Below are 9,057 nucleotides of genomic sequence, written 5' to 3' on the forward strand. Positions count from 1 at the left end.
CTTGCCGCCGAGGATCTTGTCCGCGGTGCGTTCCTTGATGCCGCCCGGGTGGCCGGTGTGCCAGTAGTAGGTCTTGTCCGTGAGCTTCTTGCCCGTGAACTTCACCTTGTGGGCGTTGAGCACGACGACATAGTCGCCGCAGTCGACGTGCGGGGTGTAGTCGGGGCGGTGCTTGCCGCGAAGACGCATGGCGATGAACGAGGCGAGACGGCCAACAACGGCGTTCTCGGCATCGATCACGATCCACTTCTTCGTGACGTCGGCGGGCTTCAGCGAAGCCGTCGTCTTCATCATGGGAACGGTCCGTAAGTTGGCGGGACCGAACGATCCCGACGAGAGGCGCGGCTAGTACTTGGCTCACGGCGCGCTGTCAACACTTGTCGTCGCGACGATGCGCGCAAATCGTTACCCAGCAACGGATTTCGGAAATAGGTATCATGATACCGCGTCGTTTGGGCGTCACGCTTCTATGGTCAAACGCCCTATCGTAGCGGAGCCGGGATTCTCCATGTTCACGTCAAGACGCCAGTTCCTCCAGACTGTCGCGGCGAGCGCCGCCTTCGCGGGCCTTTCCCGACTGGCCCACGCCCAGGCCGCCGGTCCCGACGCGGACGGCTTCTCGGCGCCGGGCTACGGCAGCCAGATCACGGGCTACGGCCCGCTGCGCCGAGACCCGGCGGAGATCATCGACCTGCCGGAGGGCTTCTCCTACGCGGTGATCTCCAAGACCGGCGACCCGATGGACGACGGCTTCCTGACCCCGGGCAAGATGGACGGCATGGGCTGCTTCCGCCTGGGCGGCGGCAAGGTGGCTCTGATCCGAAACCACGAGATCAGCCCCCCGCCCCGCGACCTCCAGATCACCGCCTTCGGCCCGGACCGCGCCCTGGCGCCCAAGGTCGCGGCCGACCGGCTCTACGACACCGACCTGGCGGGCCTGCCGCTCGGCGGCGGGACCTCGACCCTGGTCTATGACCTCCGCAAGCGTGAGCTGAAGGCGCACCATCTGAGCCTGGCCGGAACATCGACCAACTGCGCGGGCGGAGTCACGCCGTGGGGGTCGTGGCTCACCTGCGAGGAGGTCAAGCTCCGCGCCGGGGAGTCCAGCCGCAAGGACCATGGCTGGGTGTTCGAGGTGCCGTCCAGGCTGCGCGGCCTGGCCGACCCCTTGCCGATCAAGGCCATGGGCCGGTTCAAGCACGAGGCCTGCGCCGTCGATCCGCGCACGGGCGTGATCTACATGACCGAGGACGAGACCGACGGTCAGGGGCTGTTCTACCGCTACCTGCCGAACGACAAGCGTCGGCCGCACGAGGGGGGCAGGCTGCAGGCCCTGGTCGTCGCCGACGGAAGCGACGTGCGCAACTGGGACTCGGTCTCCTGGAACACCGGCGACTGGAAGGCCGTCCGCTGGATCGACCTCGACGGCGTCGACAACCCCAACAATGACCTCCGCCAGCGCGGCAAGGCGGCCGGGGCCTCCTGGTTCGCCCGCGGCGAAGGGATCCACTTCGGCAAGGGCGAGCTCTATTTCACCTGCACCAGCGGCGGTCCCAAGTTCCATGGCCAGGTGTTGCGCTACGTGCCCAGCCGCCACGAGGGCAAGCCGGGCGAGGCCGACGAACCGGGGCGGCTGCAGTTGTTCGTCGAGCCCTCCGACATCGCCTTCATGGAGATGGCCGACAACATCGCCATCGCCCCCTGGGGTCACATCATCGCATGCGAGGACAAGCAGGGCGGGACCAACTACCTGCGCGGGATCACGCCGACAGGCGAGCTCTACACCTTGGGCCGCAACGCCCAGATGGGCGGCGGCAAGGTGCGCGGGTCCTCCGAACTGGCCGGCGTCTGTTTCTCGCCGGACGGCTCGACGATGTTCGTGAACATCTATTCGCCGGGCTGCACCCTGGCGATCACCGGGCCCTGGAAGACCTTCAAGGCCTAGGGCCGACGCACCCGCCAGGCCAGGGCGACGGCGAGCGACAGGACCACGGCGGCGAAGACCTGGTGCAGGACGCCCAGCCAGACCGGCACGCCCAGCATCAGGGTGGCGACGCCGAGCACGGCCTGGACCCCGATGGTCGCGGCGACCGCCAGGGCGATGATCCGCGAGTCGTCGTTGAGATAGCGCGAGCGCCAGGCCCCCACGGCGACCGCGATCCCGACTCCGACCAGCAGGTAGGCTGCCAGGCGGTGGTGCAGCTGGACCGCGCCTTGGCTGTGGGCGAGCGTCGCCCAGAGGCTGTCGCCCGCATAGTCCCGCGGGAACAGCGCTCCGTTCATCAGCGGCCAGTCGTTGTAGACAAGGCCGGCGTCGGAGCCGGCCACCAGGGCGCCCAGCAGGATCTGCAGATAGATCAACGCAATGAGGGCGAAGGCTCGCCGCGTCCAGGGCCCGGGAATGGTCTGGCGCGGGGACCCGCTCCAGGCCTCCAGCGCCGTCCAGACCAGTCCGCCCAGCAGGGCGAAGGCCAGGCCCAGATGCGCCATCAGCCGCTCCGGGGCCACCGAGACCCGCTCGGACAGCCCGCTGGCCACCATCCACCAACCGACCGCCCCCTGCAGGCCGCCCAGGACGAACAGTCCGACGCAACGCCAGATCAGCCGCCGGGGCAGTTCGCGGCGGATCAGGAACCAGGCGAACGGCAGCGCGAAGGCCGCCCCGACCAGCCGGCCCAGCAGCCGATGGCTCCACTCCCACCAGTAGATCGACTGGAAGGCCGCCAGCGTCATGCCGCGGTTCACCTGCTGGTACTGGGGGATTTCCTTGTAGCGGGCGAACTCCTGGGCCCAGTCCTGGTCCGACATCGGGGGCAAGGCGCCGGTGACAGGCTTCCACTCGGTGATCGACAGCCCTGAGTCGGTGAGGCGCGTCGCCCCACCCACCACGACCATGGCCAGCACCAGGGCGGCGACCGCGAAGAGCCAGACGGCCACCGGCGCGGAACGGTCGGAACGAAGGAAGGAGGTCATGGGGGAAAGTCGTGCAGGTTCGAGGCGTTCTTACGGCGCCCGGCTACCGGACTTCAGCCCCGCCGTCCACGGTGCGCGAGCATTTGGAACCCGCCAAGCTTCGCCGCATTATGCCAGCCTGGACTTCCCAGCCTGGACTTCAGAGAGGGCTACAGCATGAGCGGCGTCGGAATCATCGGTTGGATCGTGATCGGCATCTTGGCCGGCTGGGTCGCCGAGAAGGTCATGAAGCGCAATCACGGCCTGCTGACCAACCTCGCGGTCGGCGTGGTCGGCGCCCTGCTGGGCGGCTTCGTCGCCGGCATGCTCGGGATCAGCTTCGGCGGCTGGATCGGCAGCTTCGTGATCGCCACCCTGGGCGCGATCATCCTGCTGTTCCTGCTGGGTCTCGTCAGGCGCCGCTAGACCACGGCGGGGTCGGGCGCCTATACCCGACCCATGAGCGCACGGGTTCGGAAATTCATCGGCGGCATCGGCATCGTCGGCTTCGTGGCGGTCTACGCCTGGGCCGTGATCATGATCGGCGAGCGCCTGCCCGACCACTGGGCGGCGCAGCTGGCGTTCTACGCCGTCGCGGGCCTGGCGTGGGGCGTGCCGATCCTGCCGCTCATCTCGTGGATGAACCGGGGTCGGCAATAGGTCCTGGGGAATTCGCCGATGGTCGGAGCGACAAGATTCGAACTTGCGACCCCTTGACCCCCAGTCAAGTGCGCTACCAGGCTGCGCTACGCTCCGACATCGGCGAGCGGCCCTTCTAGACGCTTGCGTCGGCAGGGCAAGGGCGAAAATCGACGCTGACCCTGGAGGCGATCATGAGTTGTCCGCCGATCGAAGAAAGTGTCGTCGTTCCCATCCCGCCCGAGCGCGCCTTCACCGTGTTCATGGACGGCTTCGCCGACTGGTGGCCCGCCGACTACACCTATTCCGGCCTTGATGGCCTGGAGGCGATCGGCCTCGGCGCCGCGCCAGGCGACTTCTGCTACGAGATCGGGCCGGACGGCTTCCGCGTCGACTGGGGCCGGACGGTCGCCGTCGAGCCGGGGCGGCGCATCGCCTTCCTCTGGCAGATCGGCCCCGACAGCGCGCCCCAGCCCGATCCGGCCCAGGCCAGCCAGGTCGAGATCACCTTCGCCCCTGATGGCGACGGCGGCACGCTGATCAGCCTCACCCATGCCGGTTTCGAACGTCACGGCGAGGGCGCGGCGGACTATCGCGCCGAGATGGCCTCGGAATACGGCTGGCCGCTGATCCTCGACGCTTTCGTCGGGTTTGCGCGCGGAGCCTAGCGCCTTCTTTTCGAAAGACATTGGGCGCGTAGCGCCCCGCTTAGCGGCCCAGCAGCTTGTCGAGCCGAGCCTTGGCGGCCTCCAGGTCGTCCAGGGCGCCCAGCAGGCGCTCGCGCCCTTCCTCGCCCAGGCGGCCGGCCTCGATGTCGAGATCGAAGGCCGCGGGCCGGGCGACGACGCCGGAGGCGGCGTCCAGCATGCGCTTCAGCCCCTGGTCCTTATGCAGCTTCTGCACGCCCTTGATGGTGTAGCCCTGGTCGTGGAGCAGGCCGCGCACACCTCGCAGCACCGCGATGTCCTGGGGCCGGTAGAACCGGCGGCCGCCCGCGCGCTTCATCGGGCGGATGAAGGAGAACCGGGTCTCCCAGAACCTCAGCACATGCTGGGGCACGTTCAGCTCTTCGGCTGCTTCCGAGATGGTCCGAAAGGCGTCAGGGCCCTTGGCCACGAGGGGCCTTACGTCACTTCGCCAGGGCGCGGTCGACCCGCGCCTTCATGACCTGGGACGCCCGGAAACCGATCACGCGGCGCGGCTCGATGGCCGCGGGCTCGCCGGTCTTGGGGTTGCGGCCCATCCGGGCCCGCTTGGCGCGCACCTGGAAGACGCCGAATCCGGACAGCTTGACCTGCTCCCCGTGCTCCAGGGCCTGGGCCATGAGCTCCAGGGTGCGCTCAACCAGCTCGGAGCAATCCTGCCGGGTCAGGCCCACCTCTTCGTGAACCGCCTCGCACAGGTCGGCCCGTGTCACCGTAGCGCCCTTCATGGAGCCCCCGCCCTCGAACAATCCGCACTTGTCCAGGTATCCGTCATGACCTGATTGTCGCATCAAGTCAAAGGCTTCAAGCGTTCAATTGTCCGGACGCCCAAGGAATGGGCGAGGCCTAGAGGCGAATGACGCAGGCGCCCCAGGTCAGGCCGCCGCCCATGGCTTCCAGCAGCACCATCTGGCCGGGCTTGATCCGGCCGTCCTCCACACCCTTGGCCAGGGCCAGCGGGATGGAGGCCGCCGAGGTGTTGGCGTGTTCGGCGACGGTTGAGATCACCTTGTCATGGGGGATGCCGACCCGCTTGGCCACGCCTTCGAGGATGCGCTGGTTGGCCTGGTGCGGGATGAACCAGTCGACGTCGGCGACCTCGATTCCGGCGTCGGCCGCGGCGGCGAACACCGCCTCGGAGATGTTCACCACGGCGTGGCGGAACACCTGGTTGCCCTGCATGCGCAGATGGCCGATCTGGCCGGTGGTGGAGACGCCGCCGTCCACATAGAGCAGATCCTGCTTGGTCCCGTCGGCGCGCAGGGCGAAGCCCAGCAGGCCGCGATCGGCGGTGGTCCCCTCGCCTTCCCCGGGCTCCAGCACCACCGCGCCGGCGCCGTCGCCGAACAGCACGCAGGTGCCGCGGTCGGTCCAGTCCATCAGGCGGGTCATGGTCTCGGCCCCGATCACCAGGGCGCACTTGGAGCGGCCCCGGGCCACGAAGCCGTCGGCGGCCGACAGCGCGTAGACGAAGCCCGAGCAGACCGCCTGGACGTCGAAGGCCACGCCGACCGGGCAACCCAGCTTACGCTGGACGATGGTGGCCACGGCGGGGAAGGTCAGGTCGGGCGTGGTGGTGCCGACCACGATCATGTCGACGTCGGCGGCGGTCTTGCCGGCGGCGGCCAGGGCGCGGCGCGCGGCCTCCACGGCCAGGTCCGACACCGCCTGGTCCGGGGCGGCGCGGTGGCGCTGGCGGATGCCGGTCCGCTCGATGATCCACTCGTCGCTGGTGTCGACGAACTTGGCCAGGTCGTCATTGGTGACGATCTCGTCGGGCAGATAGCCGCCGACGCCGGTCACAACGCTACGCAGAACTTTCGTCACTCAGGCGGCTCCATCGACAGCGGGCGGCTGATGTTCGGCCACCGCGGCGGTGAGCCGGGTCATATTCCGTTCGATCTCCGCTGCGAAGTCGCTTTGCGCCAGCTTGGCCGCCATGCGGATCGCCGCGGCGATGTCACGCGCCGCCGCGCCGCCGTGGCTCTTCACCACCACCCCATTGAGGCCGAGCAGTGGCGCCGCCGCATCCGGCGACAGTTTTTCGCTAAATTTCAACAGGCCGGGGCGCGCCAGCAGGGCGCCCAGCTTCGACATCACGGTGCCGGTGAGCGCGGCGCGCAGCTCTGCTCCCAGATAGCGGGCGGTCCCCTCGGCCGTCTTCAGCGCGATATTGCCGGTGAAGCCGTCGGTCACCACCACGTCGACCACGTTGCGCGACAGCCCGTCGCCCTCCACGAAGCCGCGATAGTCGAGGTCGAACCGGCCGCCCCGCAGGATCGCGTGGGCCTGACGGACCTCCTCGTGGCCCTTCATGTCCTCGGAGCCTACATTCAGCAGGCCCACGGTCGGCTTGGCCACCCCATGGGCGGCGCGATGGAAGGCCTCGCCCATGATGGCGAACTCCACCAGCCGCTCGGCGTCGCAGTCCACATTGGCGCCGACGTCGAGCACCGTGGTGATTCCCTTGGCCCCCGGCCAGCCGACCACCAGGCAGGGCCGGTCCACATCGACGCTCATCCGCAGGATCAGCAGGGAGATGGCCATCAGGGCGCCGGTATTGCCGGCCGAGATGGCCGCGCCGGCCTCCCCGGCCTTCACGGCCTCCACTGTCGCCCACATGGAGGTGCCCTTGCCCCGGCGCAGGGCCTGGGCGGGCTTCTCGTCCATGGCGATGACCCGTTCGGCGTGACGGATCTGGACACGGTCGCCGAGCGCGCCGTCCAGGGCCGCGGCGATCGCCGTCTCGTCGCCATGCAGGATGAATTTGAGGCCCGGCGCCTCACGGGCGGCGAGCAGCACGCCTGGGACCACCACGGATGGACCGTGGTCGCCCCCCATGGCGTCAATGGAGATGACCGAAGACTTCGTCACGGCGTCGCTTCACCCCTCACAGCGGTCGCGCCGGAATGCACAGTCAAGATAGCGCCGCCCGGGGGCGATGCAAATGAGCCGCTCACCCCTCGTCCTTCTTCAGCGCCTTGAGCACCGCGAAGGGCGATTCCTCGGGCGTGTCGGGGGTATAGGCGAACTCCGCTCCAGGCTTGCGGGGAAAGGGATCGATCTCCAGCGCCAGGTGCTCCACGAGGATGTGGGCCAGGTCGATCTCGTCGCTCTCCAGTACGTCCGGCGGATCGGGCGTGTCGAGGTCCAACGCCAGTTCGCCGCCCGCCGATTCGTCATAGGCGTTCGGACTTCCGGCCGGAACCGCCTGCAGGGCGATCTCGCCCGACAGTTCCTGCTCGAAGACGTCGAGGGTTACGCCGCAGACCTGGCCGACGACGGCCTTGAACGGGCCGGTGATCTCCACCCCGTCCAGCCAGGGCCGGACCTTGAGTTGGGCGGTCAGGGCCGGGAGGCTCTCCAGGGCGAGTTCCTTGGCCAGTGCGGCGCGGATGTCCGCGTCAGGCTCCAGCCGGACCGAGAGGGGCCCGCGGGTCAGCTCGCCCAGGCGAATCAGATGGGTCCAGCCGGTCATGCGCCGCTCCAAGCCACGTCGCCGTCCAGCAGCGCGTCCAGCGGCAGGCCGGCGAGCGTCGCGCGCTGGGCCAGCACATAGGCCGCCAGCCGGGGCGCGTTCTCGGCCGGCGCCTGCGCATAGACGGTGCGGGCCAGCAGGGCCTCCAGGGGCGCGGTGTCCGGAAGAGCCTGGAAGGCCGTCTCGTAGGACTTCACCCGGCCATAGAAGGCCTCGCCCAGCTTACGCATCTTCTTGCCGACCGAGATGTCGCCCACGCCCATCTCGCGCAGGGCATCGTCGAGTGCGCCCAGATAGGTGTCGAACAGGACCTGGGAGGTCTCTGAAGCGCGCGCCCCCTGCCCCTTCAGCCGGTCCAGCAGCAGGAAGACATGGGCGGTATAGAGCTCGAAGCGCCCCTCCACCGTGTCAGGCGCGCCGAGGTCGGCGTAGAGTGCGGGCGTGCGGGCCTGGGCGACCACGCCGGCATAGAGTTTCCGACCCGCATTTTGCGCGGCCCGGGGGCGGAAGAAGCGGTCCAGGAACATTCAGGCCTCGATTTCGCCCTCAGGCGCGGATAGGCGGCATTGAACTAAGGGGCTGCGACCGATAGGTCAAAGTCTCGAACAAATGAACAGGTCCGGTTCGCACATGTTTCGCCGCGTCGCCTTTGTCGTACTTGCTGGCTCGCTCCTGGCGACCGCCGCCTGCGCGCCGATCACCACCTATTCCGGCTTCCAGGCCATTGAGGCCAACCCGAAGGACGTGAAGGTGGGGACCGACACCAAGTCCACCGTCCGCGCCAACCTGGGCTCGCCGTCGGCCACCTCCACCTTCGACCCCAATGTCTGGTTCTATATCGACCAGGTGAAGGAGCGCGTGGCCTTCCGCCGTCCGGTGGTCACTTCGCGCAACGTGGTCGCCGTGACCTTCGACAAGGACACCGAGCTGGTGAAGACCGTCGACACCATGTCGCTCAAGGACGGCAAGGTCATCGCCTTCAACGGCCGCGAAACCCCGACGCGGGGCCGCGAGCTGACCATCCTCGAACAGCTCCTGGGCAATGTCGGCCGCGGCACCATGCTGCCGAATCAGGACGAGAACACCCCCGGCAGCCGCCCGGGCGACCGGCGGTAGTTCGCCCTTCTCCCTCCTCTTCATGGCAGGGCTATCGCATATGGCCGTAGATCCAAGTGGCACGGTGGCCAGATGCTCCCCCTCTGGGGGAGCTCCCGGCCGCATGGCCGGGTGAGGGGGACTAAAATGCCCTTCAACGGAGGTTCGACCGGTCTGAGCAGGAGTCAA

Annotated in this window: 13 protein-coding genes and 1 tRNA gene; 5 read left to right on the plus strand and 9 right to left on the minus strand. The window is 68.4% G+C overall.

What is annotated here, in order from left to right; all coding sequences use genetic code 11:
* The coding region (gene rplM / locus Q8Q77_RS01420) for a 50S ribosomal protein L13 (RefSeq protein ID WP_305580429.1) at positions 1–294 on the minus strand (294 nt) is incomplete at its 3' end.
* Between the two features lie 214 nt (positions 295–508).
* Here rplM and Q8Q77_RS01425 point away from each other — a divergent pair.
* Positions 509–1,945 carry an alkaline phosphatase PhoX gene (locus tag Q8Q77_RS01425; RefSeq protein WP_305580431.1) on the plus strand — a complete coding sequence of 479 codons (1,437 nt, stop codon included), beginning with the start codon at positions 509–511 and terminating at the stop codon, positions 1,943–1,945.
* On the opposite strand, the gene Q8Q77_RS01430 is transcribed toward Q8Q77_RS01425, so the two are convergent.
* The gene (locus Q8Q77_RS01430) at positions 1,942–2,973 is read right to left on the minus strand and encodes a COX15/CtaA family protein (RefSeq protein WP_305580433.1); all 1,032 of its coding nucleotides are present in this window, start codon (positions 2,971–2,973) and stop codon (positions 1,942–1,944) included. The two genes, Q8Q77_RS01425 and Q8Q77_RS01430, sit on opposite strands and share 4 nt — an antisense overlap.
* A gap of 156 nt (positions 2,974–3,129) precedes the next feature.
* Between Q8Q77_RS01430 and Q8Q77_RS01435 the strand changes: the two genes are divergently transcribed.
* Together Q8Q77_RS01435 and Q8Q77_RS01440 are read left to right on the plus strand one after the other, a co-directional pair.
* A complete protein-coding gene (locus Q8Q77_RS01435; protein ID WP_305580435.1) occupies positions 3,130–3,378 on the plus strand; it encodes a GlsB/YeaQ/YmgE family stress response membrane protein in 249 nt (82 codons plus the stop codon).
* A 33-nt stretch (positions 3,379–3,411) separates the two neighbouring features.
* Positions 3,412–3,612, plus strand: coding sequence for a DUF2842 domain-containing protein (locus tag Q8Q77_RS01440; protein ID WP_305580437.1), 201 nt, complete (start codon positions 3,412–3,414; stop codon positions 3,610–3,612).
* Between the two features lie 19 nt (positions 3,613–3,631).
* On the opposite strand, the gene Q8Q77_RS01445 is transcribed toward Q8Q77_RS01440, so the two are convergent.
* A tRNA-Pro gene (locus Q8Q77_RS01445) sits at positions 3,632–3,708 on the minus strand.
* Positions 3,709–3,785: 77 nt separating this feature from the next.
* Here Q8Q77_RS01445 and Q8Q77_RS01450 point away from each other — a divergent pair.
* Complete coding sequence (locus Q8Q77_RS01450) at positions 3,786–4,259, plus strand: SRPBCC family protein (protein WP_305580439.1); 474 nt, start codon at positions 3,786–3,788, stop codon at positions 4,257–4,259.
* Positions 4,260–4,299: 40 nt separating this feature from the next.
* Here Q8Q77_RS01450 and Q8Q77_RS01455 read toward each other — a convergent pair whose 3' ends face one another.
* The 6 genes from Q8Q77_RS01455 to Q8Q77_RS01480 all read right to left on the minus strand — a co-directional run bounded on the left by Q8Q77_RS01455 (position 4,300) and on the right by Q8Q77_RS01480 (position 8,300).
* Positions 4,300–4,707 carry a MerR family transcriptional regulator gene (locus tag Q8Q77_RS01455; RefSeq protein WP_305580441.1) on the minus strand — a complete coding sequence of 136 codons (408 nt, stop codon included), beginning with the start codon at positions 4,705–4,707 and terminating at the stop codon, positions 4,300–4,302.
* 13 nt (positions 4,708–4,720) lie between these two features.
* Entirely contained in the window at positions 4,721–5,023 is a 303-nt protein-coding gene (locus Q8Q77_RS01460; RefSeq protein WP_305580443.1) for an integration host factor subunit alpha, read from the minus strand.
* A gap of 118 nt (positions 5,024–5,141) precedes the next feature.
* A complete protein-coding gene (locus Q8Q77_RS01465; RefSeq protein WP_305580445.1) occupies positions 5,142–6,122 on the minus strand; it encodes a beta-ketoacyl-ACP synthase III in 981 nt (326 codons plus the stop codon).
* Positions 6,123–7,169: a phosphate acyltransferase PlsX gene (gene plsX, locus Q8Q77_RS01470; protein ID WP_305580447.1), complete on the minus strand. Its 1,047-nt coding sequence runs from the start codon at positions 7,167–7,169 to the stop codon at positions 6,123–6,125.
* A gap of 82 nt (positions 7,170–7,251) precedes the next feature.
* Complete coding sequence (locus tag Q8Q77_RS01475) at positions 7,252–7,773, minus strand: DUF177 domain-containing protein (protein WP_305580449.1); 522 nt, start codon at positions 7,771–7,773, stop codon at positions 7,252–7,254.
* Positions 7,770–8,300, minus strand: a complete 531-nt coding sequence (locus tag Q8Q77_RS01480) for a ubiquinol-cytochrome C chaperone family protein (protein ID WP_305580451.1) — start codon at positions 8,298–8,300, stop codon at positions 7,770–7,772. The genes Q8Q77_RS01475 and Q8Q77_RS01480 overlap by 4 nt, the downstream gene beginning before the upstream one ends.
* Before the next feature lie 103 nt (positions 8,301–8,403).
* Here Q8Q77_RS01480 and Q8Q77_RS01485 point away from each other — a divergent pair, with 103 nt between their 5' ends.
* Positions 8,404–8,889: an outer membrane protein assembly factor BamE gene (locus Q8Q77_RS01485; RefSeq protein WP_305580453.1), complete on the plus strand. Its 486-nt coding sequence runs from the start codon at positions 8,404–8,406 to the stop codon at positions 8,887–8,889.
* Positions 8,890–9,057: the final 168 nt, after the last annotated feature.

Origin of the sequence: Phenylobacterium sp., from assembly GCF_030698145.1 — a bacterium.
Classification (GTDB): Bacteria; Pseudomonadota; Alphaproteobacteria; order Caulobacterales; family Caulobacteraceae; genus Phenylobacterium.